This window comes from Mesobacillus maritimus (genome assembly GCF_019749255.1).
GTDB classification, from domain to species: Bacteria; Bacillota; Bacilli; order Bacillales; family Cytobacillaceae; genus Mesobacillus_B; species Mesobacillus_B maritimus_A.
In genome coordinates this window covers 24,284-48,706 of record NZ_JACWFH010000024.1, presented here as the reverse complement: position 1 = coordinate 48,706, position 24,423 = coordinate 24,284, and the positions used below count along the sequence as shown (strand labels likewise).

The window sequence follows — 24,423 nt, the reverse complement described above, 5'->3', positions numbered from 1 at the left end:
ACCTTATCACCAGTCAATAATGCAATAAGAGAATATTCCTTCTAACTATTCTCCTATTGGAAAACAACCGCTAAAGACCTAGACCTGCACATGAGCGGTTGTTTTTCTGTTTTCTGTATAGGCAAAAGTTTATTTTCTCTTTTACCGCCCCGATATTCATCCACTAAGGATATAATACTCCACCTAAAGGATAACTTCTTATTCCCAAATCTCAATTTAAATAAGCGCAATCCCCGCTATTTTATGCATATAATGCCTACTTGCTTCAAATCATAATAATTGTATCTATAATCGTGATACAAATTCTCGGGAATGAAAAATGGATAGGCCATTTCGTTTGAAAAGATGGACACTACCTCATTCAATCACTCCCTCATTATAAAACAACCGTAGGCTTGAACATACAACAGATGAAGCAAAAAGGATGGAATGGACTATGCATAATCATCACCAAATTCATTCTTTTGGAAGGAGTCATATATGAGGCTGCAAAAGAAATATCATAAGTATCCTTACCTACTATTGCTCTTCATTCATTCTTCCTTACTCATCTATACCTTTTTGAAAAGTAAAAACCGTAAGCGTACTTTTATTGCCTTGATTTCAAATATAGGGATGGCATACATTTTTGAGTATTTTACGTACAATATTTTTAAAGCCTATCGCTACAAGCCTGCTTTGCTAAAAAATAAAAGTTTAGATAGTATTCTCGGAGCAATCTTTTCACAGGCCATTTTCATCCCTTTTACTGCTTTATATATTTCCGTCTTCCATTTAGGCTGGAAGTTTAAGCTATTGGCTAGCCTTTACTTTGCTTCTATTGAACATTTATTCGTTCGGTTAGATATTTATAAACATTATTGGTGGAAAACAATTTACACGCTCACTTTGTTACCTGTATATTTTTCCATTACGAGCAAATGGGATGAGCTTTTAAAGAAAAGGAATCCAGTGATTTTATTTGTTTCTTACTTTAATTTAATTTTGGTAACCTCAGTGAATTTATTGTTTTTTCTATCCATTTTGGGAAAAGTAAGATTTGGGTTTCGTCGTTTTACTTCATGGCGGGAACATTTTATCCTTATGCCATTATACTCAATCCTAATGGGTCTTTTTACAGCACAAACATTAAAAGAGAAGAGTACTTTCCTGTTCAATGTAAAATCCCTATTTTACCGACTTTTATTAGACTGGCTAATGGTAAAAATAAAGATATTAAAATTTCCCAAGAAAAATGTCCTTCTTAATCTGCCTTATCATGTGTTGATGTTACTTCTTGCGAATTTTTATAAAAGTTTAGTGTATAAACGAAAATGAGAATTATATATAAACCATCAACTACATGAATAACCCCTTGCAATCGTTGCATAATACCAACGTTGTAAGGGGTTTTTGAAAGTATCCATAAATTACCTCAAAGGAACGTACCCAGTTTGTTTAACAATCCATTGTCCTTGTTCAGATTGCATCCATTCAATAAAGGCTTGAATATGAGGATGTTCGGTATTCGCTGTGATGGCATAAAATTCATTTACAAACGGATAAGTCTCATTTTGAATACTCTCTTTTGTAGGGAGCACCCCTTCAACAGCAATGTTTTTAATCTTTCCGTTATCAACCATATCTTGCGAAAAATGCCTGAAAGAGAATCCAATTGCATTTTTTCTGTTTTGATAATTCGTTGTTTCACGTATAATCCCGCCCATCGCTGAAACAATGTCCTCTGATGGCGGCTCCATTAACGGAACTCCTTGCATCACATTTAATAATGCCGATTGACTGCCGCTTCCTTCTGGCCGTTGAAACGCCCGGATCTCCTCATTATTTCCGCCAACTTCCTGCCAATTTGTGATTTTGCCAGAGTAGATTCCTTGGATCTGTTCAACCGTTAATTTCTCTACCGGGTTCTCTTTATGTACAAAAAATACAAACGCTTCTCTCCCAATCGGTGTTAATCTTAAATCGATTCCTTGTTGCTCTGCACTTTTCATTTGTTTTTCCGATGGGTGTGCCATGAACACGATGTCCACATCTCTGTACACTAAGCGGTCAAAGGCATTACTTGTTTGAGTGGAGACTACTTCGCCCTCATCCAAAGAATATTCTTTATCCGGATAAACCGCTTGAACAAAGGCCGCATAAACTGGATATAAAGCTGTTGCCCCATCAACTGTCGGAAGGTTTTCCTCAATTTTGAAGGTAGATTTCTCTTTTAGCTTTACTGATTTTGTATCTTTCGTAAATGGCATATATTCGGTCAAGTCAACGTCCTGTGTACTGACGACCTCAAGACTAGAAATATAAGCATGATAGCCCTCATGTGCACTTAAGCTTACGATACTTATAGAAAGAAAAACCATCGCGCAAATCTTCGGTCCTTTATTTTTAAGTTTTCCATAGATTGCAAGAATTGTGAAGACAATCAGACCAATTGTAATAATCGGGATAAATGTGCCATAAAACTCTGCATCTCTTGAAAACGATAACACTAGTGTCGCGATCAAGCCAATAAAACCAAATCCTATAAAGGTAAGAACTGCACCAAAAAATTTCATCCTATCCTCCTGTATGTTTTTTGATTATTATGGAATTTATACTTGGAATTGTTTTACTTCATTTTATCACGAAATCCATTTATTTCTTATCTTCTATAACACAAAGTATTCCAATCTTTTTGGTCACTTAAAGCGATCCCCTTTGAATTCTTTTCTTGGCAGAAGATAGAACTGTAAGCCTCTCCTAATAGCGTTTATCCACCGAGAGCAACAAAAAAACTTACCCTTTGGGTAAGTCAAGTGCTTGGTAAGCTGATTGATATTTACCGCCATCAGCCACTTCTGAATGGTACAAGGCTTTAAGTGCAAAGTTTTTCTCGAGTTCGTGTTCTTCCATTAAAGCTTTTAAATGTATCTGTAAGTCCCTATTTTCTTTAACAAGCTGTTTCATCTGGGTTTTTATGTATTTCATAAAAGAATCTAACTCCTTTTTCTGTACCCTTTAAGAAAACCTGACCCCCAAGCGTTCAGTCGCATATAAAGGTCAGGTGGTATAAAAGTTCTTTACTTTACAATTTTATAATTTTTATGGTTGACCACAGTTTTTATTGGTTCGTTCTTTTTAGGATTAATTCCAATTTCTGCAATCACCGAGTTATCTCGGATCCCTACTACCTTTCCCTTCTTCCCCTTTTCTTCACCTTTAGCAATATGAATCATGTCCCCTAAGCTTGCTTTTATAATTTCTTCTGCTTGTTTTTCGGTTTTTCCCTCTGCCATATCTTTTTCCCCCTTTTCATTTAGTTCGGACTTCTTTTACTATCGTTTTGTTAGTATTGCCTTTTAACTTTCACCATACAATGGTAAAAATTAACCGATCTTTATTTAATCGCCTTACTCACCCTTAATTTTTTTCCTTTTACTGGTGTATTCTCCATCGCCTGTAGGACTAGAGATCCTTTCCCATTCAAAATATCCACGTACGTCATTTGGTCCTGAATGGTAATAATCCCAATATCCTCAGCATTAACGCCAGGTATTTTTGCAATTGTTCCAACAAAATCAACTGCCCTTAGCTTCTTTTTCTTTCCACCACTAAAATGTAGTTTCATAATTCCTTGATTGACTCGAGCGGTTTTATTATTTTGAACGACACGACGACCGCCCATTTTTTCTTCAAACGCTGCTGTTTTTTCAACAACCTCTGATTGTTTAGGAATTTCCATCTTAGGTAGCTCAAAACCAATGTATCTTTCAATACCCTTAATGAACTTACCTTCATATGGAGTTGCAAAGGTTATGGCCTTCCCCTTATTTCCTGCTCTCCCTGTTCGCCCTGTCCGGTGTACATAGCTCTCTTTCTCCATTGGAACATCATAATTAATGACAAGCGTCACATTATCCACATCAATGCCTCTTGCTGCTACATCGGTTGCAACTAGATAACGGAAGTTCCCCATTTTAAACCCATTCATCACGGCAAAACGGTCTTCTTGCTCTAATCCCCCATGTAGTCTTTCACAAGAATACCCCGCAGAATCCAATTCCGTATACACTGTATCAACATGTTCCTTCGTACGGCAAAAAATGAGACAGCTATCTGGGTTTTCAACAACCGTTACATCTTTCAGTAAGGCCATTTTTGCCTCTTCTTTTACCTCAATCAAAAAATGCTCGATAGTATCAGTTGTCACCCCTGTAGAGGCAATCTCGGCATGGGCAGGGTCCCGCATATATTTATGGCAAAGTGTTTCAACATCTTTAGGTAATGTTGCAGAGAAAACCATTGTGACTCTGTTTGTTGGAAGTTCCTCAATAATGGCTTCTACCTCATCAATAAACCCCATATTCAACATTTCGTCAGCTTCATCAATTACTAGGTACTTTATTTTCTCTAATACAAGAGTACCTCGGTCGACGTGATCTTTTACACGACCTGGTGTACCAACTACAACATGCGTTTTTTGTTGTAATTCCTCTTTTTGTTTCGCAAATGGTTCTTTTCCGTAAACAGCCATCGCTTTCAAGCGTTTAAATCTTCCTATATTGGTAATATCCTCGCGAACTTGAGCAGCAAGTTCACGCGTCGGAGTTAGGATTAAAACCTGTGGTTTTTTTTCTTCCCATTCAACCAATTCCGACAAAGGGATACCGTAGGCTGCCGTTTTTCCACTACCGGTTTGTGACTTAACGACAAGATCTTTATTTTCTAAAGCTAAAGGAATCACTTCACTTTGAACTTGTGTTGGTGATTCATACTTTAATAATGCAAGTGCTTTATTTATCTCATCACTTAAATGATACCGCTCAAAACTTTTTTCACTCATACAAAGACCTCATTTATTTGGATTATCGGACTTATGTATATAATTCTCATTGTAAAAAATCATATTCTCCATCTGATGACTAAGGTTCCATTATACTTGAAATAACGAACAAAGCGACTTTATTTATAAAAATAATCAAGTTTTCAGGAGTTACGGAGAGGAAATTTAGCATGAATGTAAGCGTTAAAAACCATTAAATATCAGCTTTTTCAAACGCCTTTTCTTTCTAGCGAATAAAGAGTCACATAATCGGAAAAAATAGGTGAAAAATAGTACGAGGTAATTTCTCTATAATTTGTTATAATAGAGTGTGTTTAACAATTTTGAGGGGGAACCATATTTCTATGTCAGTCGAAGTAGGTAGCAAAGTACAGGGTAAAGTAACAGGTATCACTAATTTCGGAGCTTTCGTTGAATTGCCTGGAGGCTCAACAGGTCTTGTGCATATCAGTGAGGTTGCAGACAGCTATGTAAAAGATGTAAATGACCATCTTAAAATTGGCGACCAAATTGAGGTAAAAGTACTGAGTGAAAAGGACGGGAAAGTTGCTTTATCCATTAAAAAGGCGATTGATCGCCCAGAAGGCCAAGCATCTTCTTCTTATTCTCAGCGCCCACCACGTCAGGGCCGCGGTGATAACCGTTCAAAAGATTTTCGTTCAAAAGGTGCTTTTAAACCAAAGGAAACCTTTGAAGATAAAATGGCAAAGTTCTTAAAATCAAGTGAAGAAAATTTATCTTCACTAAAACGTAACACTGAAACAAAACGTGGCGGCCGCGGCGGAAGACGTGGATAACCACATTGAATAGGATTGCGCCTTTTATGAGTGCTTTTTAATTCAAAATAAAAAAGCAAACCGGTAAATGGTTTGCTTTTTTGTTTGTGGTGCTTTTTTAAAAAAATTATGCTGCTACATCCCTCTTAGAGAATACGAAAAACGCCAATAGCTGAAACAAAACAAAGTATAAGAAAAGCATGACAATCGAAAAGGTCAAGGTCATCCCTTCAACTGGAGGCACCCCATCAAAATAGACGGCCAAATTTGTGTTGGCAAAAAGAATGTATTTTGCCCATTCGTATCTCGCTGCAAGTAGCATGGTAATACTACTGCCCATGAACATAAGAAACAAGGACAAACCAATTGCTAGCGAGCTATTCCGGAATACAGCTGAAATCATGAATGCCATAGTAGCAAGCATAAGTACGTCAATCGAAGAGAGGAAGTATTCACCGATAAGGTTCAGGAAAAGACTCCGTTCCACAACTTCGCCATTCACAAAAGCTAAGTGCGGGAGTGATTCCTCTGGTAACCCAAATAAGGCAAGACCTACTACCGCAGATACAACATATAGAATCGTCAACATCATTACACCAAATAGTACGACCGTAATGTACTTGGATAACAAAATTTTCGACCTATTCATTGGTCTGATTAAAAGCAATTTAATGGTCCCCCATGAGAATTCAGATGAAACCATACCGGCCGCAATAATAATCGTAAATACGCCAATAAATCCAATAGCTCCCATATTCTCACTGATAAAAGACCAGACATTATAATTAGTTTCAGGTGCGAGGTCATGCTCAATCTGATATTCATTAATGGCTATTTGCCTCTCATAAAACATCTTTAAGTTAGCATTATTCTGACCTGTCTCCTCTAATGCTGCCCTGTCCCCCTCTATTTGAACTGTAAGATCTTGTTTCCAATTCTGGTTTTCTTGTGGAGGATTCTGAATTTCTTCATATTTTAAAAACGCTCCTATACCAAGAACCATTAAAATCACAATTCCCACCAATACCATTGTCCCAGCTCTACGGAACAATTTAACCCATTCATTGATAATTAATTTCCCCATAATACCCCTCCTATTTCGACGTCACTTCAAGGAATCTGTCTTCTAGAGTTTTCGCTATTGTTTTGACCCCGTATAGATCTACCCCTTTGGCCGTAAGCTTTTTTATCAAACCTGGTATCTTCTCTCTAGCTGTTTCTACAGTAAACCCTGACTCAGTAATTGTTGCGTCCCATTCACTTTTTAGCCAGGTAACCTCTGGTTTGTTGATAAGGCCAGTTTCAAATGAAAACAAAGCTGTTTCTCCATCTATGAATTCATTCACGGTCTGAACATCGATTAACTCGCCATTCTGGATAATTGCAATCCGGTCACACATCAACTCCATTTCTGACAGCAAATGGCTTGAAACAATGACACTCATGCCCCGTTCTCGAGTCAGCATTCTTAAATGGTCCCTAATTTCTCTAATCCCTGCTGGATCGAGGCCATTCGTTGGCTCGTCAAGAATTAATAGTTTCGGATCATGCAATAGACATTGAGCGAGACCTAAGCGTTGATGCATCCCTAGAGAGTAAGTTTTCACTTTCTCATGGATTCTGTCGGTAAGTCCAACAAGTTCAACAACCTCAGCTATTTTTCCCTTTGATATCCCGTTATGCATTCGTGCATACTGCATTAAATTCTGATACCCTGTTAAAAATTTATACATTTCTGGATTTTCAACAATGGCGCCAATATGACGAATTGCTCCTGTGAAATCATCCTTAATGCTCTTTCCACAAATGACAATATCCCCTTCACTAATTTCCATTAGTCCTACAATCATTCGGATTGTCGTCGTTTTCCCCGCACCATTCGGTCCAAGGAAACCGAATACCTCTCCTTCAAGAACAGAGAAGCTAAGACCGTTTATAATCGTTTTTCTTTTGATTGTTTTTTTCACATTTTTAAGTGTTAGTACCGAAGTCATCTTTATCCCTCCCCTTGTTCTCTAGAAATTTGTTTGAACCATTGCAAAACAGATAACCCTTGTTCCTCACGTAAAGTTTCAACACTTTCTTGACCAATTACAGTCCCATAATGAATAGCGATGGCTTCATCTAGCAAGGATTCTATTTCGGTAATTTCATGTGTCGCGATGATAAGAACTTGATTTTCAAAATCAATGTACTTTAGTAAACTATTTATAATGGAGTCACGAACCATCGGGTCAAGGCCAGAAAATGGCTCATCAAGTAAAATGGCGTCCGTGTCACGTGATAAGGTGGTCACAAGCTTCAATCGGCCTCGATTCCCCTTTGATAATGATCTCACCTTTTGGGTAGGATCAAGAGTTAATTCCTGCAAGAGTTCCTTCGCTTTTTCAATGTTAAAATCTGCAAACTGGCTTGCCATATAATTTACGGTTTCCCTAACAGTGAATACATCATAGAACATATCGAGTTCAGTCAGGTAAGCCACCTGCTCACTAGATTTCCTCGTAACAGGGTGACCATTTAGTGTCACCGTCCCATTAGTCGGAAAAGTGAGCCCAGTCATCAGCTTTAACATGGTCGATTTTCCACTACCGTTAGGGCCAAGCAGTCCATAAATTCGGCCTTTCTCAAACGAAAGGTTGATATTTTTTAAAGCTTTCTTTTTTCCGAAGGATTTAGAGACATTTTCAAGTACTATGGCCATTTATTGTCCCTCCCCAAGATATTGTTGGAGAAGTGTGACTATTTGCTTTCGATCTACACCGATTTCCTCCATCTTTTGTATAAACGATTTTATAATTTCATCTTGCATATTGCGTCCCAACTCCTCCGTTAGATCCTTATTATCAGATACAAACGTCCCTTGACCTCTTCGTGTCTCTACAATGTTTAATCTTTCAAGTTCAGCATAAGTTCTCTGTACCGTATTTGGATTCACTCCCATTTGAACAGCCATCTCTCTAACCGATGGAAGCTTGTCACCAGGCTGGCGCTTTCCTTGAACAATTTCACTGGTAATCTTATCGACAATTTGCATATAAATTGGTTTTGATGCCTGGAAATCCTCCCCCATCTTCTACACCTCCACTTTTTGTTCAAGAAGTTTCGATGCAGCGGTAATGAGAATGACCATCAACAAAGCATAATAGATGAGCGGAAGCACCGGTATATCGGTTGATCCAAACATAACGCTCCATTGTTCATCTTTATAAGAAAGCGCAGCTTCGGAAATCACTTCAACGTTAAACTTATTTATTAGATTCTTAATTGGCTTAAGAGATAAAAGAAAACTTTCGACAATGTTATAGAGAAAAACCGTTCCAATCACAATGATCCAACGTATCGTTTTCGCTAAGTTCTTCAGCGAATGAAAAACAGTCCATAAGAACGTTAGCCATGTTGTCAAATAAAAACCAACCATTAATAAGAGAGCATTTAAAAGTACCGCTGCTTCTAAAAATAACCGAAAGCTAATAGGCTCATATACTTCTCGCCCAAACCAAAAGATTATAAAAGCTGCATAAAAACTTAACAGAATTTGTAAAACTACCTGGTAGCTAAAGATCACTCCAAATTTAGAAAGAATGAGCTCTATGCCTCGTCGTGGTGTATACAACCACAACTGTGTTTTTGATTCTAAATTTAATAGTGACAACATGAACACTGGTGCAAAAGCAAAATGAACAAAACTTGTTAATACTAAAACAGGCAATGTCCCAGCTGGCTGTGATGCATATATGGATAAACCAATCCCTGCCGCCAAGGCTAACACCAGCACACCAGTCCAAATCCAAAAGTATTGTCTCGAAATACGATAATCCTTTTTTAACAAACCTTTCATTGGATTCATTATATAATCCCTCTCTATCCGTATTAGTGTACTATCCAAATAGTACACTAATACATTATGACTGTCAAACCCATTTCTATTACTGATAACTATTTTTTTGAATTTTTAACAAAAAAAAGAGTACCTTCCCAATCCATATGGGAAGTACTCCTATTTCAAATAACACAAGTATTATGCTTTTTTATCTTTTATCTCAGGTTCCTTTTTCCGTTTTGGTTTTAAATATAAACCCAGTTCCTTCTTCTCTTTTGTCAACGATCGGTAAAGCGAAATCATCATCAAAACCATGATAAAAGAAAATGGAAGAGCGGCGGCAATCAATGCATTCTGAAGGGCCTGCAATCCACCACTATATAAAAGAATTAACGCGACCGCTGACTGCGCAATCCCCCATGTGAACTTCACTCGGTTTGGCGGTGTCAATGATCCATATGTGGTTTGCATTCCAAGTACAAACGTCGCAGAATCTGCAGAAGTTATGAAGAATGTACTTACAAGTACAATTGCCACAATGGATAAAAGGGTAGACCAAGGGAGTTGGCTAAAGACAGCAAACAATACTTCTTCCGTCGCATATTGAGTTAAATCCACCACTCCTGCATTTTGAACTTGTATGGCAGAGTTACCAAATACAGCGAACCAGAAGAAGCTAACCAATGATGGAAGCAATAGCACCCCAATTAAAAACTCGCGGATGGTTCTTCCTCTTGATACCCGAGCAATAAAAATACCAACAAAAGGAGACCAAGAAATCCACCATGCCCAATAGAAAATCGTCCAGCTATTAATCCAGCCACGATGTTCCTCATTCAATGGCGCAATCCGGAAGCTCATCTGAATAATATTTTGTACATATCCTCCAATTGAATCTGTAAACATATTTAAGATTAGAATGGTAGGTCCAACAAAAAACATTAATATTAATAGAATTACCGCTAAAGCCATGTTTGCATTACTTAAAATTTTTATACCCTTACCTAACCCAGTTGATGCAGATATCATAAATAACACAGTAACGACTGCTATGATGAAAAATTGAATTAAAAAGTTGCTTGGTATCCCCCATAAATACGACAATCCCCCATTAATTTGCGCAGCACCAAAACCTAAAGTTGTTGCGACGCCAATAACGGTGGCAAAGACAGCTAGTACATCGACAAGCGTTCCTAACCATCCCTCCATGCTTTTCCCAAGTACTGGTTTTAATGTTGCAGAAATGAGCCCAGGCTCACCTTTGCGAAATTGAAAATAAGCTAAAACAAGAGCCACCAATGCATAAATTGCCCATGCATGAATTCCCCAATGGAAAAACGTGTATCTCATCGCCTCTTTATGGGCAGCATTCGTACCTCCCTCCGCTAATGGAGGTGTTATGAAGTGGGAAAGTGGCTCTGCCGCCCCCCAAAAAACTAGTCCAATTCCCATCCCAGCGCTAAATAACATCGCGAACCAAGAAGCCTTCGTAAACTCTGGTTTCTCATCCGGCTTTCCTAATTTAATTGCGCCAACGGGACTGAAAATAAGAAAAACACAAAATACAACGATTACCGTCACTAAAATAAGATAATACCATCCAAAGGCTGATGTTATAAATGCTTGAAGATTCCCCGTTACTTCCTCAAAACTCTTTGGTGCGGAAGCACCAAAGATAACGGCTGCGAGCACAAGCGCTACGGATATCCAAAATACGTTTGAAATTTTCTTCATAAATTGTTCCTTTCTTCAGTACTATGTATAAATATTTACCAAGACAGACCCTTCCATCTCTAACAGGAATCATGTTTATTTTGCAATTGAAACCCTAAAATTATGTCATTGGACTCTAACTTTTTACAAAAGATAAATAACAATCTAGATTTAGGCTTGGTTATAAAGGGAAACAACCAACGTACAATCCAGGGTTTCTGCATAGAAATTATAGACAAACTTTATAAATTAACTTTTACTCAAAAAAAACCTACTAAAATAAATAGTAAGTCAACGTTATTGCTATTTTTCTTTTTTCTTTCCAATGGAAAATCCCTCAAACAATCTGCCTCCATATGGTTGCAATAGATCGTCTACTAATTGGATAATTTGTTTTTTATCCCCATTACGATAAAAGCGATCAAAGGCCTCGACAAAGTCCTTTGCATATTTTTCATCATATTGCTTCAATAAGCGTATGGTCCATTTGGAAGCCGCAATCCACCTCCTATTTGTTCTCAATATAAATTCACTAAGAAGTTCTGCTAGTGCATTTGCTATAAATATTTCTTCTGCTCTTTGTGAACTGCCAATAAAGTCATCCAAAGTATCTGTAATGAAGTATTGCTTCAGTCTAATGGTTTCATCAGACCACTCCTTTGGACCTTTCTCTAAAAGCTCTTGAGCCTCTTTCTTGATTTCTTCCATAACACCTACATCTTTTAAGATGATTCCCTCTGTAACCATTTGTGGCAACGAAGGTCGGGCTCTTTCACAATCGCTTTTAAAAAAGGTTTTATAGGAGGTCAAGTTATGGACAAAAATCTCTACTGGCCACCCGAATTCCTTAAGGGATTCTCGATAAGATTCTTCTAGATGGTTATCAAAAATGACGATATCTAAGTCTGATGTTTCTGTTGCTTCATTTCGGACCACACTTCCGGCAAGTAAAGCTCCCTTACAGTTAGGAAAGTGTTGATCAACTATTTGTCTTGCTGCTTCAATTGCATTGTTCCTCTTCATGACCTTATCCACTTAACGAAATGACTATAAGCGCCCTCGTTCCAACCCATTCGTTTACCTTGTTTTTGCATAAATACAAGTATCCCTTAATTCACTTTTATCAACAGACCAGTCGTCATTTTTCAAAGTTCCTTCCAGTGAGTACCCTAATCTTTCCGGAATCGCACGACTTTTTTTGTTTTTGACATCACATCGAATTTCCACTCTTTTCGCTCTTAACTCGCGAAAGGCAAAATCTGTAATTCCACTTACCGCTTCCGTCATGAGGCCCTTTCCACTGAAACGACTATCAATCCAGTAACCTATTTCAAATTTCGGTACAGACCAATCAATCCGATGTAACCCAGTTGAAGCAACAAGTTCACCGGACTCTTTTAGAAAAACTAGTAATCTTAAATCCTCTCGCTTTAAAAATTTTATATATGCTTCCCTGATATTTAATTCAACATCTTGTGCAGATTGTTCATTTTGCGCAAAAGGCATCCATGGTTCTAACTCTTTGATGGATGCAATAATCGCTTCAAAAACAGCTTGTCCATCCCCAGGCTTAGGCATTCGAATAACTAAACGTTCAGTTGTAAATTCTTCTGGAAAATCAATTAGTAATGGATTCATTACATCACTCCTGACCCGAAAATTTAATGTTTTTGTTAAAAAATGCTACTCAATTATTATGGCAATCTCCCTTTACTTTATTTTCCCGTTAATATAGCTTTGAAAACGATAAAGGAAGGTCTTCTTTTCTCATTGATGATCTTCGGCATCTGTTGAATACCAGTAGAAATAGACTGTGGTTCGATAATCTTTCCAATGGTGAACCCAGCTTCGATCAACCCATTTAATAAAGTTGAAATCGTCCGGTGATATTTGATCACCCCGTCAATATACCAACTTTGCTCCCTTTTCCCTTCCTCGTGATAGTCATCCAATGCCCAATGTACCTTGTTTCCGTCACTATCCTTAACCCAATTGTTCATTTCCTTACGGGCCGTTACAATTGGGTGCTCTGTTGAGAAGATAAATTCACCATTCTTATTTAATAATCCATTCACTTTTTTTAATAACGCTGGATAATCTTCAATATAATGAATAGCCAACGAACTGATAATCATATCAAATTTGTCATTCGGTATCTCTAATTCCTCTAACGGAATGCACACATATTCGATGTTTTCGTGCCCATTTTCAACCTTCGCTTGATTAATCATATTGCTTGAGATATCCACACCAACAACGTTTATGGCACCATGATCAATACAATACTTAGCAAACCTACCATCTCCACACCCTAAATCTAAAACAGACTTCCCTTCAAGACTGAAGATTAGCGATTTGATGGCAGGTTGTTCGACAAAATCATTGTAGGTTAATCCACTACGGCGTAACGCAGAATACTTCTTAAAAAAGGTTGGATTGTCATAAATATTTTGTTTCAAGATTGGCCCTCCACTATCTTATTTTTTATAAAAGACCAAGGTAGTATGTTCGTTTAGCTTCTTCATCACACCTGTTTTTACAAAGCCCATTTTTTCATATACATAGCAATTACGTTTTTCCGTTTAGGATAGTAGCTATTCCCCAACTACTCTCTAGGGGAAACATTCTTTCCACCATTTCAATCGCCTTTTGAGCAATTCCCTTCCCTTGATGTTCAAGCAAAATAAACATTTTCATTTGAAAGATTGGTGCTGTAATCCTGATATTTTTCCAAAAACGGCCGAAAGGACTTTACCTGAATATTATAAATCCGCTCTACGTCCTTGTTTGTAGCTTTTTTTAGAATAATATTCATCCTTGCACCACCTTTCTATTAGAGTCAATTCATCTAGATTTCTCGTTTATTTCGTAATTATATAAATAATCAAGTATCGCAGGAAAGCGTATTCTCCATGCTTTACCTGTATGGACACCATTCTCAATCACGGAAAATTTCAGATTTGAAACCTTATTGGTTAGGAGACTATTGACCCATTTATTACATTGTAGATAATCCTCACTACTCATTCTCCCTGTATCTTCATTCGTACCAATATCAACATACATTGAGTCAATCAAATGAAGATCACTCGACTCGATGCATTGTTTTAATTTTTCTTCGTTAAACCAAAATGCAGAAGACATACATGCAATTTTTTTAAAAATATTCGGGTATTTGCATGCCGCAAAAAGGTAATTAAGCCGCCCATTGAACTTCCCGCCATCGCTGCATCCTCTTTTATCGTACGATACTTATCATCAATGATTGGTTTAAGTTCATTTACTATATAATCAACATAGAGTTCTCCTTTTCCTCCAACAGTCCCTTTTACTCCATCGATTCTTTCCCTGATAAAGTGATTCTCCCATGGTCCATATTCTTCGATGCGTAACAGACCATCTGCACAATCAATCCCGACTATAATGACTTCATATTCACTCTTATTGAGATAATCCTCAATCCTCCAGCTTCCACCCAGTTTTGTATCTTCATCTCTAAAAAGATATTGACCATCATGCATATACAGTACAGGATAACGCTGATGACTACTGTCGTAATTAGTTGGCAAATACACACGAATTGTCCGTTCTCTGTTAAAAGGGGTAAGATTAACCTTAAAAGAATCCATCATAAGATCACTCCTCGTCCAATTGTGAATCGGTAAACCCCATTATAAAAAAGAATTTATCCAAATTGTAGATATTTTTTAAAAATTTTTATTTTATAGGGAAAAACCATTAAGGAAAGGCAGGAACTAAAAAGTAAAAAGCGCCAAAAAGGCGCTTTAATGTGAAACGTTATCCTTCATAACGAATCGTGCACTTTAGAGCTTCCAAGAAGGAAATTCCATGTCTTTTCCCTTTTCATATTCCTTCATCCTAGAATAGGAGTTGCCTAATTCACTTACGATAAATCCTTGGGGACTTGTTGTTGTTCTTTCCCCTTTCAACTCCTCTAACTTACTCTTTGTATACATGTTGGCTACAGCCGCTAAACTTGCAATTGCATCCATTAATTCGGGGTTGTCACTGTTATAAGTACGAGCAATGGAGTAAATATAATCTAATCTATTTCCAATATGTTTAAGAGTTTCTGTCTCAAAATGTTCCTCTGCCATTTTCATATGATTTCACTCCTTATATTTAAGGGTATGTATGGAAAACAGAAAAGGAACCTATTTTAGAAATAAATAGAAATATATTTTCCAGAGAAAACATTGCCCTTCTTATCTTAAAAATAAAAATAGGATAAAGTCTTTAGTGACTTCATCCCTTCCTGTACTTGAATTGCTGAAAATCATGGACCAATTTTATGGTGTTTTTCAATTAGGATCTGTTGTTTCTTCTTCATCCATCATTTCATCAAACATCGAGGATACCTTATCAAACTCGTCATCGCTTTCGATTGCAGCGAAGTCACCCTCTTCATCCACTTTTAGAAAAAAGACATCAATATCTTCATCATTTTCTTCTTTTAAGTCTTCAGCAAAGCTGACAGCGACATATTCAGTATTTTCAAGCGTCATCGTAGCTAGGACCTCAACTTCTTGCTCCTCATTGTTTTCATCACTAATGGTAAACACTTCTCCAATTTCTATTTTACTCATTCTAACGACTCCTCCCTTTAATAGCTTCTACCTAATCATTATCTTCCGTTCAATAAAAATTTAAACCTCTATCATTCTTTTTTCATTTCGCGATGAACCTAGTATAATCTAGGTAGACTATTTTGAAGGAGATTTCACATGAACAAAAAAGAATTGGAAGAAAAGATCATTGAGAATTACCAAGGGGAAGAGAAAATGATGATTCTTGTTTTCGCACAGTGGTGTGTGAACAATGATCTCGACCCGGAAGAACTATATTTACGCGCTTATCCACACCAAGCAGCTAACCAAGCTTTGAGAGAAGCTCTCGAATTAACTGTTCCTAAAGAAGAAGCAGGCGAAGTCTCTGACCAAACTTTACTGGGTGTATTATCCCTTTTTGGAAACGACGATCTCGCTTTTGTCGTAACAGAGGAAGTTAACAAGAAGAAGAAATAGTAGCGCACCATTTCACTTGGTTACCCTAAAAAAAGGTGGTGACTTTTTACCACCTTCTGTGTTTTTAAATGTCTTTTTCAGAGCTCTAAAGTTAAAATACCTTAGACATATAGTATTCATCTACGTATGCTCCATCAATGCAAAGAGAGCTTCTTTTTGTCCCCTCTATTTCAAAACCCATTTTTTGATATAAACGAATCCCCGCTACATTTAGAGTCACAACCGTTAATTCTAGACGGTGGATTTGTTTCTCCATAGCCCACTTCTCTAGGCATTCAAATAGTTTGCTTCCTACTCCCTGCCCTCTGTACTCACCTTTAATCCCAATTACAAGATAAGCTGTATGCCTATTTCTTATGGCCTGTCCACCCATAACAATAAGGTAACCAATAAATTCACTGTTTTCCTCGGCAACGAAGATCGTCGAATTTCCTTCATGCTTCATCATTTCTATTCGTTTTTCTTGCTGTTCAACCGTTAGCTTTCTTTCTCCAGATTCAAACAATAAAAATTCAGATTCACTTTCAACTTGATTAATCAATGTTACAAAACGCTTGGCATCTTCAATTTCAATCTCTCTAATAATCATAGTATAACCTCCTAAAATCATATAAGTCCCAATGTAAAAATTACGTCAACCTACCTTATACTCACATCTGAACCTGTTAACACCGGGATATTTTTCTCCTAAATGGATTACCTCAAATCCATATTTCCGATAAAACTCTACAGCATCACAATCCGTTTCAGCAGATATGAAACTCAAACCATGTTTTTCACAAACAAACTTAACCATCTTACTCCCGATACTTTGACCTCTAAGATCAGGTAATACGGAAATATGTTTTATTTCATAATGCTTTAATGTAATCACCTCAACACCCACAAAACCAACAATTTCATCATCTAATTGGTATTCATACAACTTGCGATTGCTGGAATCTATATATCGGGCTATTTCATAATCAACTTTCTCCATACTAGTTGCATAGGAAAAGAGCTCTCTAAATGTGGGATGAACATCCTTCGACGGTATTTCTCTCATAGAAACCTCCCATTCAAAATAGTTACGTTAAGCTTTTATAATAATTAAAGATTATTATAATGTTGGAAAATAGACTGATATCATTTTAATTTTTGATGGTGACTAAACTGTTACCCTATCTTCCAGCTCTTTTACTTTATAAAGTTCAGTTCCTTCCTTTTGGAAAGGAGGTATCCCCCATTTTTTATAAATAATTTTTGAATTGGCGTCAATGTCACTACCATAAATTTCATCGATTTTTCTCCTTATTATAGGAATTCTTTTTTTCTTCCTTTAGAATAAAAAGAACAGGTACCATTCACCAAAAGGGAGGTAAGAGGATGTCTCATTTTATTTCACATGTGGCTACACTTGAAATACCGGTTACCAATTTGGAAAAATCAATTGAATTTTATATTGATATTCTAGGGGTTTCGCTCGAATTTAAAGGTACTAAAAATGCAATGCTTACTTATAAGTCAAAAGGTGTTCCAACCATTTACTTAGTTCAAACGGATGAAACACAGGAAATTTCTTTTAAAAATACTAATAATGGCATCATCCATAGCATAATTGATTTTTATAGTCCGAAGTTAGAAGAGTTCTATCACTGGTTAAAAGAGAAAGACATTCCTGTTGGAACACTAAATATCTCTCCAGAGAATGGGTATGGAGGATTTGGATTTAAGGATCCTGACGGCAATTTATTAAGTGTAACAAACGTCCTACATTCGGGGCAATGAGATGATTAAGCCACCATATTGGTGGCTCTTCCAGAACTCAATCATGCAATTGAGTTCATAGTATATTTATATAAACCATAGTTTGTTAAAATTCAATATAAAAGGGATGTGATTCTTTGTTCAGACAATACTCGATTCTTTGTTTAAAATTTTTCCATGTTACCATTTCCATGGCTTTTGATATCGGAAAATAACCTACTTCCAGACTCTCAAAGCTTGTTTCAAGCTCTCCTCCAATAGGTTCGCCTAAAAATAACGTGTTACAAACACCATTGCTAACATTCTGAAAAACTCCGCAAAATCTTGTTACTTCAATATCAATTCCTGTTTCCTCTTTTGTTTCACGAATTGCAGCTGCCTTTAAAGATTCCCCTTCTTCTACTTGTCCGCCTGGCATTTCCCATCCTCGTCGTGGTCCTTTTATTAAAAGAATTTCACCCTTCTCATTTAATACAATGGTTGCGGCTGATAGAATATGTTTCGGTGGTTTCATAGAAAATCCCCATTCTTTTTGTGTGATTGTTTTATTTTTATCTTAATTAAAGTTCTCTATAATTTTGTTCAACACGAAGAACCATACTTCCTTCAAAGAAGTACTGCTTTGTGCTTTGTGCTTTGCTATTTATTAATCCTAGCTTTTCTTCATCATTCTTTATCTTAGCTAGTTAGAAGAGAACCCAAAATCGCAGTGAAAATATTTCCAATCAACGCTAAAAAAAGCTACCAAGTGACCATCCTTCTTAACTTGTGAAATATATTTACCTTTACGTATCCAGCTAATATTAATAGAAGGATTACGGATACCCGAGGAAAATTCTGTAGTTTACGATAATTATATTATGTATTTTTATTATCTCCGCTTTGTTGTGTTTCCCAGCTATCTTTTTTCACTTTTACTATAGGATGTGTAACCCCGAGGGTGATAGTTGGAACACATTCTATTTATACTCCAACTAAAGAGGTGCATAACTGCACCTCTTATTAAAGACCCTAGTATTTTTCTAAAATGAATTATTGAGCTGTATACCCACCATCAATCACACAAGCCTGCCCTGTAATTCCTTTTGCATGATCACCGGCTAAAAACAACACATACTGAGCGACTTCTTCAACGTCTAACAGTCTTTTTTGCGGAACTAGTGGGTACAAGACATCCTCAAGAACACGTTCTACTGGCACATTCCTTGTTTTTGCTAGATCCGCCATCTGATTGCGAACGAGCGGCGTGTCAACATATCCTGGACAAACAGCATTCACTGTGATTCCATACTCTGCCCCCTCAAGTGCTGCAACCTTTGTTAAGCCGATTACCCCGTGCTTAGCACTGTTATAGGCCGCCTTTCCCGCAAAACCGACCAATCCATTAATAGATGCCATATTGATGATGCGACCATATTTCTGTTTTTTCATTATCGGGAAGACATGTTTAATGGATGTAAAAGATGCCGTTAACATGATGGATAACAATAACTCATATTTTTCTATTGGGAAGTCCTCAATTGCGGCAACATGTTGCATACCTGCGTTGTTAACGAGAACATCAATCCTGCCATATTGCTCAACTGTTGTTTCTAGAGCTTGCTTTAGCTGATCTTCTTTCGTCACATCGCACTTCATCCCGATTGCTTCCATTCCAATATCCCTAAGAGAGCTCGCCGCTTCTTCAACCGCTTTTTCGTCGAGATCACTTAGCACGACAATGTACTTGTTTTCTGCAAATGTTTTTCCAATTTCAAAGCCAATCCCCCTTGCGGCACCTGTGATAAAAACAACCTTTTGTTCAACCACGTTTTAACCATCCTTCCAAATTTTAAATCCCTAACCCTAATGAAAATAAAATAATCGCAAGCGCTAAGCCTATGACTGGAATAATAACTGTTAGGGCACAGACTGCACCATAGGCATCTTGATGAGACTCCCCACAAATCGAGCGAATGGTCGTCACTACATAGCCATTATGCGGCAATGAATCAAGTGCGCCTGAAGAAATTGCCACCGTTCTATGCAAAGCTTCTGTATTGACCCCCATGTCAATATAATGTGGTGCTAATAGTGGCAGAGCGATCGCCTGACCACCAGATGCCGAACCTGTCATCCCCGCAATCACACTGACCGCAATCGCACCACCAATGAGCGGACTTCCTGGAATACTGGTCATTGCGTCAACAGCTGTTTGAAATGCTGGAACAACCTTGGCAACGCCACCAAAACCAACAACAGCGGCCGTATTCCCAATTGCCACAAGTGCACCCATTGTTCCATCGGAAACAGCATTCCAAAAAGATTTGAAATAACTCCTGTTCAATAAATAAGTAGCAATTACCCCACCTAAAAGCGCTAGGATTAAGGCTGATTGCTTCAAGGAATCATGAAAAACAAATGAGATAATAAGGACAACAAGCAGTGGGACTAAGCCTGTAATTGGGTGAGGTAGCTTTTTACTTTCAACAACAGGGTTATTTTCCCGTGCCGTAAACGTTTCTCCTTTCTCAACTGCTTTTTTGATCATACGTTTTAGCCACCAGTATCCAAACACAGCCATAAAGACTGCAACAATTAAACTTACTTCCCAGCCAGCATAAGGAGTCGTACCGAGAAATTCAATTGGAATCCAATTCTGAATTTCAGGTGATCCAGCAGAGGTCATTGTAAAAGTGACCGAACCTAGCGCAAGAGCTGCAGGAATAAATCGACGAGGCAAGTTGGCTTGTTTAAATAAACTCAATGCCATCGGGTAGACAGAGAAAGCCACAACAAATAAACTAACTCCACCATAAGTCAAAATAGCACAAGCCGCGACCACCGCTAGTACTGCGTGCTTCATTCCTAATTTTTCAACGACCCATTTGGAAACACTATCTGCAGCTCCACTGTCTTCCATTACCTTGCCAAAGATGCTACCAAGCAAGAACATTAAATACCAGGAAGTCACAAATCCTGAAAACCCGCCCATATAATTGGTGATTAAATCAGCCTCTCCCTCGCCAACTTGTTGCGGAAACAAAGGCAAACCACTTAATACCGCCACAAATAAAGCACATAGTGGACCTGCTACAAGTAAGTTCATCCCCTTCATGGTTAAATAGATTAATAGAACTAATCCCCCGATGAGACCTATCATACTGAGCATTGCATTTCCCCCTTTACCATCATTTGAAGCACAACTTCACCGATATTGGTAAACGCTTTCAATCACCACCTTGTCTTCCTATTTGTACACACTTTTTATATGCAAATACCGTGCCAAACTGTAAAAGGATTTAAATTATCATTAATCCTCTCTTTTCACTTAACGCTTTTCCAGAATTCTGGAATTACCACAAGCTAGCTTAGCTTAAACCCTTATAGTAGACTCTTGAAACAAATTTTCCAGAACTCTGGACTGTATTCCGGAATTCTGGAACTTCAATCAATCTACATATCCAAGCGAGTATTTTTTTAGTTTCTCATACATACTCGATTTGCTAATTCCGAGTGCTTTTGCTGCTTCGAGCTTATCTTGGTGAAACTGTTCTAATGTTCTCTTAATAATTCGTTTTTCCGTCTCCTCTAAGATTTCTTTTAATGAAAGTTGCCCGATTAATATCTTGGGATCGTCTTTGAGTGATTCAGGCAAGGACGAGATCGTGATTTTGTCAGCTTCTGTTAGGTGAACGGCCGCTTCAATGACATTTTCCAATTCCCGTAAATTCCCCGGCCAGTTATGCTGGTCAAACACCTTTCTCACTTCATCATTGATCTTGGTAATTCGCTTTCCCGCCCGCTTTGAGATTTTTTCAAGAAAAAACTCTGTTAAATGCCTAATATCTTCTGGTCGGTCCCGTAATGGCGGAACCTTCAGTGTCATCACATTGATTCGATAAAATAAGTCTTCACGGAACCTCTTTTCTTCAATCATTTTCTCCAACGGGCGATTCGTTGCCGCGATCACCCGAACATTCACAGGAATTGGTTTCACAGACCCCACAGGCTCTACTTCTTTATCTTGTAAAACGCGAAGGAGCTTTACCTGCATATTAAGTGGCATGTCTCCAATTTCATCTAAGAAGATCGAACCCCCATGAGCTAACAAAAACTTCCCTTTTTTCCCTCCCTTTTTGGCTCCAGTAAAGGCCCCTTCTTCATAACCAAATAATTCTGATTCCAGTAGATGCTCTGGGATAGCTCCGCAATTTACTTTGATAAACGGCTGATGACTTCTGGGACTCAACCGATGTATGCTATGTGCAAAAAGTTCTTTTCCGGTTCCACTTTCCCCCCGAATCAAAACGGATATATCACCAGATGCAATGTTTTTCACTTTTTCCTTCAATTCAATCATTGGTTTGGAAACCGTCTTAATGTCCTGTAGGGTATATTTCGCACCATTACTTTCTTCTAAATCCAGTAGATATGTCTGTAGTTTTGGCATCAAGCTTTTTATATGAGAGCTCATTTTATTCCACTCTTTCGTGTCACGGAAAATAACCGTTCCTAACGCCCCAATGATTTTCCCCTCTGAAAAAATGGGAATGCGATTGGCTATCATATAATTTCCTTTTATGTATTGTAAATCTGCAATTTCCTCCTTCCCTGATTGTGCGACGATATGCATGCGTGAGTTCTCGATTACTTTGGTAACATGCTGCCCAATCGCATCATTTCGGTCAATTTCTAGAAACTGACAATAATTTTTATTCATATAGACAATATTTCCATCTGTGTTGACGACAACAATCCATTCATAGGCACTATCAATGATGGTCTCTAAAATGTCATTTTTATATTGAACATCTAAATGGTTCAGCATCCTATCACCATCTTTCCAAAGTATCTACTATCATTCTATGAAGATGGTGAATATTTAATAGACAAATGACTCAAAAATCATTCACTTGAAGGAAATAAAAATAAACACAAAAAAATGGAAGGTATTTTTCCCCTTCCATCCATTTTAATAATATGCGTTTAGGGGCTCCTATTAGAGAAGTGATCCCTTGTTCCGCTTTTCTCTTCTATTTTCTGGTTGCTTCAACCAATACCTTATCCCTTTTCCCGCAAGTGGCTCATCATTGTAGCGCGGTATCACATGCAAATGACAATGAAGGATCGTTTGATTATATACTTCTCCTATATTCCATCCTAAGGTAAAACCATCTGGATGATAGGTTGTATGAAAGATTCCTTTGCCTTTTGTAACAATTCGTATGTATCGTTCCATTCTTCTTTTAGTAGTTCAAATGCGTTTTCATGATGTTTCTTAGGAACGATAAAACCCGATCCTTCTAATACATCTTGGTGAAGATTTTGTTTTAAAAAGTAGCATGTCTTAAAGACTATATTTTGTCCTTATCTTTCGATGGATGGCAAAATGGACATTCTTTATTGTAAGACATAGTTCCTTTTAATATCTTCTCTTTACTCCTAAATCATTATTTCTAAACATACAACATCTCAAAACTATAAAAAATATCGCTAAATTCAAAAAACATCTACCAAAAGACCTAAATAATTAGTAAAATAATGAATATGCTACTATTGACGGAGGTGAAACTACCTATGGAAAACAAACCACTACATTTTGACGGAAGCCTTCAAAACATTAGTGAAGCTCAATTTGAAAATAACGTAGAATCATTTGTATTAACTGATGAAATTAGAAAAAGCTTAAGCGGAAACCCTTACACAAATGAAAAAGCAGAATAATACATAAAAAAGGAATGTGAGTATTCACATTCCTTTTTTATGTATTAGAACTGTATTGAGTATAGAGTTTATTTATATGCACAAACTATCCTCGTTAACTTTGAAGAGAGGACGTGCAACATGGCTAAAGTATTGTATATCACAGCTCATCCACATGATGACACTATGTCCTACAGTATGGCAGTAGGAAAAGCTTTTATCGATACCTACAAAGAAAAAAATCCTAATGATGAAATTGTCACTGTAGATCTATATAAGGAAAATATTCCCCAAATCGATGTCGATGTTTTCAGTGGCTGGGGGAAACTTCGTTCTGGACAAAGTTTTGAGGAGTTATCATCCGAAGAGAAAGCAAAGGTTGGTAGGTTATCCGAGTTAAGTGAACAATTTGTCTCTGCGGACAAATATGTTTTTGTCACCCCGTTGTGGAATTTTTCATTTCCACCTGTCATGAAAGCCTATTTAGACTCTGTAGCAGTTGCGGGGAAAACATTCAAATATACAGAACAAGGCCCTATCGGACTCTTGGGTGATAAAAAAGCTCTACATATCCAGGCACGTGGTGGGATTTATTCAGAAGGGCCAGCAGCACAAATGGAAATGGGGCATCGATATTTAGATATTATGATGCAATTCTTTGGTGTTCCATCTTTTGAAGGATTATTTGTCGAGGGTCATAATGCAATGCCAGATAAAGCAGAAGAAATTAAAGCAAATGCCATTGCTCGTGCTAAGGATTTAGCACATACTTTTTAAAAAGAGTGCCAGTGGACTAAAGGGATATATCTCCTT

29 protein-coding genes and 2 pseudogenes are annotated in these 24,423 nt (G+C 37.5%); 6 read left to right on the top strand and 25 right to left on the bottom strand.

Annotated elements, in window-relative coordinates:
* Positions 1 to 480 precede the first annotated feature (480 nt).
* The gene (locus H0185_RS16960) at positions 481 to 1,317 is read left to right on the top strand and encodes a hypothetical protein (protein ID WP_221874692.1); all 837 of its coding nucleotides are present in this window, start codon (positions 481 to 483) and stop codon (positions 1,315 to 1,317) included.
* Between the two features lie 92 nt (positions 1,318 to 1,409).
* Here the strand turns inward: H0185_RS16960 and H0185_RS16955 are convergent, their stop codons facing one another.
* The 4 genes from H0185_RS16955 to H0185_RS16940 all read right to left on the bottom strand — a co-directional run bounded on the left by H0185_RS16955 (position 1,410) and on the right by H0185_RS16940 (position 4,822).
* Entirely contained in the window at positions 1,410 to 2,555 is a 1,146-nt protein-coding gene (locus H0185_RS16955; RefSeq protein ID WP_221874691.1) for a PstS family phosphate ABC transporter substrate-binding protein, read from the bottom strand.
* A 220-nt stretch (positions 2,556 to 2,775) separates the two neighbouring features.
* Positions 2,776 to 2,967 carry a hypothetical protein gene (locus H0185_RS16950; RefSeq protein WP_221874690.1) on the bottom strand — a complete coding sequence of 64 codons (192 nt, stop codon included), beginning with the start codon at positions 2,965 to 2,967 and terminating at the stop codon, positions 2,776 to 2,778.
* Positions 2,968 to 3,059: 92 nt separating this feature from the next.
* Complete coding sequence (locus tag H0185_RS16945; RefSeq protein WP_221874689.1) at positions 3,060 to 3,275, bottom strand: DUF2187 family protein; 216 nt, start codon at positions 3,273 to 3,275, stop codon at positions 3,060 to 3,062.
* Between the two features lie 101 nt (positions 3,276 to 3,376).
* Positions 3,377 to 4,822, bottom strand: a complete 1,446-nt coding sequence (locus tag H0185_RS16940; RefSeq protein WP_221874688.1) for a DEAD/DEAH box helicase — start codon at positions 4,820 to 4,822, stop codon at positions 3,377 to 3,379.
* 344 nt (positions 4,823 to 5,166) lie between these two features.
* Between H0185_RS16940 and H0185_RS16935 the strand changes: the two genes are divergently transcribed.
* Entirely contained in the window at positions 5,167 to 5,619 is a 453-nt protein-coding gene (locus H0185_RS16935) for a S1 domain-containing RNA-binding protein (RefSeq protein WP_221874687.1), read from the top strand.
* A 106-nt stretch (positions 5,620 to 5,725) separates the two neighbouring features.
* On the opposite strand, the gene H0185_RS16930 is transcribed toward H0185_RS16935, so the two are convergent.
* The 14 genes and pseudogenes from H0185_RS16930 to H0185_RS16865 form a co-directional block, all read right to left on the bottom strand.
* Complete coding sequence (locus H0185_RS16930) at positions 5,726 to 6,682, bottom strand: ABC transporter permease (protein ID WP_221874686.1); 957 nt, start codon at positions 6,680 to 6,682, stop codon at positions 5,726 to 5,728.
* 10 nt (positions 6,683 to 6,692) lie between these two features.
* Entirely contained in the window at positions 6,693 to 7,592 is a 900-nt protein-coding gene (locus tag H0185_RS16925) for an ABC transporter ATP-binding protein (protein ID WP_221874685.1), read from the bottom strand.
* 2 nt (positions 7,593 to 7,594) lie between these two features.
* Positions 7,595 to 8,302, bottom strand: a complete 708-nt coding sequence (locus tag H0185_RS16920; RefSeq protein WP_221874684.1) for an ABC transporter ATP-binding protein — start codon at positions 8,300 to 8,302, stop codon at positions 7,595 to 7,597.
* A complete protein-coding gene (locus tag H0185_RS16915; protein ID WP_221874683.1) occupies positions 8,303 to 8,671 on the bottom strand; it encodes a GntR family transcriptional regulator in 369 nt (122 codons plus the stop codon). It abuts the gene before it with no gap.
* 3 nt (positions 8,672 to 8,674) lie between these two features.
* Positions 8,675 to 9,448: a hypothetical protein gene (locus H0185_RS16910; RefSeq protein WP_221874682.1), complete on the bottom strand. Its 774-nt coding sequence runs from the start codon at positions 9,446 to 9,448 to the stop codon at positions 8,675 to 8,677.
* A 171-nt stretch (positions 9,449 to 9,619) separates the two neighbouring features.
* Positions 9,620 to 11,155, bottom strand: coding sequence for a glycine betaine uptake BCCT transporter (locus H0185_RS16905; protein WP_221874681.1), 1,536 nt, complete (start codon positions 11,153 to 11,155; stop codon positions 9,620 to 9,622).
* Positions 11,156 to 11,437: 282 nt separating this feature from the next.
* Positions 11,438 to 12,157, bottom strand: a complete 720-nt coding sequence (locus H0185_RS16900; RefSeq protein ID WP_221874680.1) for a nucleotidyltransferase domain-containing protein — start codon at positions 12,155 to 12,157, stop codon at positions 11,438 to 11,440.
* 54 nt (positions 12,158 to 12,211) lie between these two features.
* Complete coding sequence (locus H0185_RS16895; protein WP_221874679.1) at positions 12,212 to 12,772, bottom strand: GNAT family N-acetyltransferase; 561 nt, start codon at positions 12,770 to 12,772, stop codon at positions 12,212 to 12,214.
* Positions 12,773 to 12,849: 77 nt separating this feature from the next.
* Positions 12,850 to 13,593 carry a class I SAM-dependent methyltransferase gene (locus H0185_RS16890; RefSeq protein ID WP_221874678.1) on the bottom strand — a complete coding sequence of 248 codons (744 nt, stop codon included), beginning with the start codon at positions 13,591 to 13,593 and terminating at the stop codon, positions 12,850 to 12,852.
* Between the two features lie 18 nt (positions 13,594 to 13,611).
* Positions 13,612 to 13,949 (bottom strand): annotated as a pseudogene (locus H0185_RS16885) (N-acetyltransferase).
* A gap of 29 nt (positions 13,950 to 13,978) precedes the next feature.
* The gene (locus tag H0185_RS24340) at positions 13,979 to 14,278 is read right to left on the bottom strand and encodes a hypothetical protein (protein WP_281427641.1); all 300 of its coding nucleotides are present in this window, start codon (positions 14,276 to 14,278) and stop codon (positions 13,979 to 13,981) included.
* Entirely contained in the window at positions 14,242 to 14,766 is a 525-nt protein-coding gene (locus H0185_RS16875; RefSeq protein ID WP_221874677.1) for an alpha/beta hydrolase, read from the bottom strand. Before H0185_RS16875 ends, H0185_RS24340 begins: the two co-directional genes overlap by 37 nt.
* Before the next feature lie 192 nt (positions 14,767 to 14,958).
* Complete coding sequence (locus H0185_RS16870; RefSeq protein WP_221874676.1) at positions 14,959 to 15,258, bottom strand: hypothetical protein; 300 nt, start codon at positions 15,256 to 15,258, stop codon at positions 14,959 to 14,961.
* 198 nt (positions 15,259 to 15,456) lie between these two features.
* Positions 15,457 to 15,741 (bottom strand): DUF1292 domain-containing protein, encoded by a 285-nt coding sequence (locus H0185_RS16865; protein ID WP_221874675.1) that lies wholly within the window; start codon positions 15,739 to 15,741, stop codon positions 15,457 to 15,459.
* Positions 15,742 to 15,879: 138 nt separating this feature from the next.
* On the opposite strand from H0185_RS16865, the gene H0185_RS16860 reads away from it, so the two are divergent.
* The gene (locus tag H0185_RS16860) at positions 15,880 to 16,179 is read left to right on the top strand and encodes a hypothetical protein (protein WP_221874674.1); all 300 of its coding nucleotides are present in this window, start codon (positions 15,880 to 15,882) and stop codon (positions 16,177 to 16,179) included.
* Between the two features lie 91 nt (positions 16,180 to 16,270).
* Here H0185_RS16860 and H0185_RS16855 read toward each other — a convergent pair whose 3' ends face one another.
* Positions 16,271 to 16,768, bottom strand: coding sequence for a GNAT family N-acetyltransferase (locus H0185_RS16855; RefSeq protein ID WP_221874673.1), 498 nt, complete (start codon positions 16,766 to 16,768; stop codon positions 16,271 to 16,273).
* A 45-nt stretch (positions 16,769 to 16,813) separates the two neighbouring features.
* Positions 16,814 to 17,224, bottom strand: coding sequence for a GNAT family N-acetyltransferase (locus H0185_RS16850; protein WP_221874672.1), 411 nt, complete (start codon positions 17,222 to 17,224; stop codon positions 16,814 to 16,816).
* A gap of 320 nt (positions 17,225 to 17,544) precedes the next feature.
* On the opposite strand from H0185_RS16850, the gene H0185_RS16845 reads away from it, so the two are divergent.
* Positions 17,545 to 17,946: a VOC family protein gene (locus H0185_RS16845; RefSeq protein WP_221874671.1), complete on the top strand. Its 402-nt coding sequence runs from the start codon at positions 17,545 to 17,547 to the stop codon at positions 17,944 to 17,946.
* 85 nt (positions 17,947 to 18,031) lie between these two features.
* Here the strand turns inward: H0185_RS16845 and H0185_RS16840 are convergent, their stop codons facing one another.
* The 5 genes and pseudogenes from H0185_RS16840 to H0185_RS16820 form a co-directional block, all read right to left on the bottom strand.
* Positions 18,032 to 18,439, bottom strand: a complete 408-nt coding sequence (locus H0185_RS16840) for an NUDIX hydrolase (RefSeq protein ID WP_221874670.1) — start codon at positions 18,437 to 18,439, stop codon at positions 18,032 to 18,034.
* A gap of 518 nt (positions 18,440 to 18,957) precedes the next feature.
* The gene (locus H0185_RS16835) at positions 18,958 to 19,734 is read right to left on the bottom strand and encodes a 3-hydroxybutyrate dehydrogenase (RefSeq protein ID WP_221874669.1); all 777 of its coding nucleotides are present in this window, start codon (positions 19,732 to 19,734) and stop codon (positions 18,958 to 18,960) included.
* Positions 19,735 to 19,756: 22 nt separating this feature from the next.
* Positions 19,757 to 21,076 carry a GntP family permease gene (locus H0185_RS16830; RefSeq protein ID WP_221874668.1) on the bottom strand — a complete coding sequence of 440 codons (1,320 nt, stop codon included), beginning with the start codon at positions 21,074 to 21,076 and terminating at the stop codon, positions 19,757 to 19,759.
* A 279-nt stretch (positions 21,077 to 21,355) separates the two neighbouring features.
* Positions 21,356 to 22,735 carry a sigma-54 interaction domain-containing protein gene (locus H0185_RS16825; protein WP_221874667.1) on the bottom strand — a complete coding sequence of 460 codons (1,380 nt, stop codon included), beginning with the start codon at positions 22,733 to 22,735 and terminating at the stop codon, positions 21,356 to 21,358.
* Between the two features lie 171 nt (positions 22,736 to 22,906).
* Positions 22,907 to 23,321: pseudogene (locus tag H0185_RS16820) on the bottom strand (HIT family protein).
* 163 nt (positions 23,322 to 23,484) lie between these two features.
* Between H0185_RS16820 and H0185_RS16815 the strand changes: the two are divergent.
* The gene (locus tag H0185_RS16815) at positions 23,485 to 23,631 is read left to right on the top strand and encodes a hypothetical protein (protein ID WP_221874666.1); all 147 of its coding nucleotides are present in this window, start codon (positions 23,485 to 23,487) and stop codon (positions 23,629 to 23,631) included.
* A gap of 120 nt (positions 23,632 to 23,751) precedes the next feature.
* Positions 23,752 to 24,387: an FMN-dependent NADH-azoreductase gene (locus H0185_RS16810; protein ID WP_221874665.1), complete on the top strand. Its 636-nt coding sequence runs from the start codon at positions 23,752 to 23,754 to the stop codon at positions 24,385 to 24,387.
* The last annotated feature ends 36 nt before the right edge of the window (positions 24,388 to 24,423 follow it).

Excerpts from the sequence above, each read along its gene's own strand:
- H0185_RS16905 (WP_221874681.1), bottom strand. The coding sequence starts at position 11,155 with ATGAAGAAAATTTCAAACGTATTTTGGATATCCGTAGCGCTTGTGCTC.
- H0185_RS16935 (WP_221874687.1), top strand. The coding sequence starts at position 5,167 with ATGTCAGTCGAAGTAGGTAGCAAAGTACAGGGTAAAGTAACAGGTATC.
- H0185_RS16930 (WP_221874686.1), bottom strand. The coding sequence starts at position 6,682 with ATGGGGAAATTAATTATCAATGAATGGGTTAAATTGTTCCGTAGAGCT.
- H0185_RS16925 (WP_221874685.1), bottom strand. The coding sequence starts at position 7,592 with ATGACTTCGGTACTAACACTTAAAAATGTGAAAAAAACAATCAAAAGA.
- H0185_RS16875 (WP_221874677.1), bottom strand. The coding sequence starts at position 14,766 with ATGATGGATTCTTTTAAGGTTAATCTTACCCCTTTTAACAGAGAACGG.
- H0185_RS16940 (WP_221874688.1), bottom strand. The coding sequence starts at position 4,822 with ATGAGTGAAAAAAGTTTTGAGCGGTATCATTTAAGTGATGAGATAAAT.
- H0185_RS16870 (WP_221874676.1), bottom strand. The coding sequence starts at position 15,258 with ATGAAAATGGCAGAGGAACATTTTGAGACAGAAACTCTTAAACATATT.
- H0185_RS16845 (WP_221874671.1), top strand. The coding sequence starts at position 17,545 with ATGTCTCATTTTATTTCACATGTGGCTACACTTGAAATACCGGTTACC.
- H0185_RS16865 (WP_221874675.1), bottom strand. The coding sequence starts at position 15,741 with ATGAGTAAAATAGAAATTGGAGAAGTGTTTACCATTAGTGATGAAAAC.
- H0185_RS16855 (WP_221874673.1), bottom strand. The coding sequence starts at position 16,768 with ATGATTATTAGAGAGATTGAAATTGAAGATGCCAAGCGTTTTGTAACA.
- H0185_RS16920 (WP_221874684.1), bottom strand. The coding sequence starts at position 8,302 with ATGGCCATAGTACTTGAAAATGTCTCTAAATCCTTCGGAAAAAAGAAA.
- H0185_RS24340 (WP_281427641.1), bottom strand. The coding sequence starts at position 14,278 with ATGTCTTCTGCATTTTGGTTTAACGAAGAAAAATTAAAACAATGCATC.
- H0185_RS16815 (WP_221874666.1), top strand. The coding sequence starts at position 23,485 with ATGGAAAACAAACCACTACATTTTGACGGAAGCCTTCAAAACATTAGT.
- H0185_RS16830 (WP_221874668.1), bottom strand. The coding sequence starts at position 21,076 with ATGCTCAGTATGATAGGTCTCATCGGGGGATTAGTTCTATTAATCTAT.
- H0185_RS16850 (WP_221874672.1), bottom strand. The coding sequence starts at position 17,224 with ATGAGAGAAATACCGTCGAAGGATGTTCATCCCACATTTAGAGAGCTC.
- H0185_RS16910 (WP_221874682.1), bottom strand. The coding sequence starts at position 9,448 with ATGAATCCAATGAAAGGTTTGTTAAAAAAGGATTATCGTATTTCGAGA.
- H0185_RS16860 (WP_221874674.1), top strand. The coding sequence starts at position 15,880 with ATGAACAAAAAAGAATTGGAAGAAAAGATCATTGAGAATTACCAAGGG.
- H0185_RS16960 (WP_221874692.1), top strand. The coding sequence starts at position 481 with ATGAGGCTGCAAAAGAAATATCATAAGTATCCTTACCTACTATTGCTC.
- H0185_RS16895 (WP_221874679.1), bottom strand. The coding sequence starts at position 12,772 with ATGAATCCATTACTAATTGATTTTCCAGAAGAATTTACAACTGAACGT.
- H0185_RS16900 (WP_221874680.1), bottom strand. The coding sequence starts at position 12,157 with ATGAAGAGGAACAATGCAATTGAAGCAGCAAGACAAATAGTTGATCAA.
- H0185_RS16825 (WP_221874667.1), bottom strand. The coding sequence starts at position 22,735 with ATGCTGAACCATTTAGATGTTCAATATAAAAATGACATTTTAGAGACC.
- H0185_RS16950 (WP_221874690.1), bottom strand. The coding sequence starts at position 2,967 with ATGAAATACATAAAAACCCAGATGAAACAGCTTGTTAAAGAAAATAGG.
- H0185_RS16840 (WP_221874670.1), bottom strand. The coding sequence starts at position 18,439 with ATGAAACCACCGAAACATATTCTATCAGCCGCAACCATTGTATTAAAT.
- H0185_RS16810 (WP_221874665.1), top strand. The coding sequence starts at position 23,752 with ATGGCTAAAGTATTGTATATCACAGCTCATCCACATGATGACACTATG.
- H0185_RS16955 (WP_221874691.1), bottom strand. The coding sequence starts at position 2,555 with ATGAAATTTTTTGGTGCAGTTCTTACCTTTATAGGATTTGGTTTTATT.
- H0185_RS16945 (WP_221874689.1), bottom strand. The coding sequence starts at position 3,275 with ATGGCAGAGGGAAAAACCGAAAAACAAGCAGAAGAAATTATAAAAGCA.
- H0185_RS16915 (WP_221874683.1), bottom strand. The coding sequence starts at position 8,671 with ATGGGGGAGGATTTCCAGGCATCAAAACCAATTTATATGCAAATTGTC.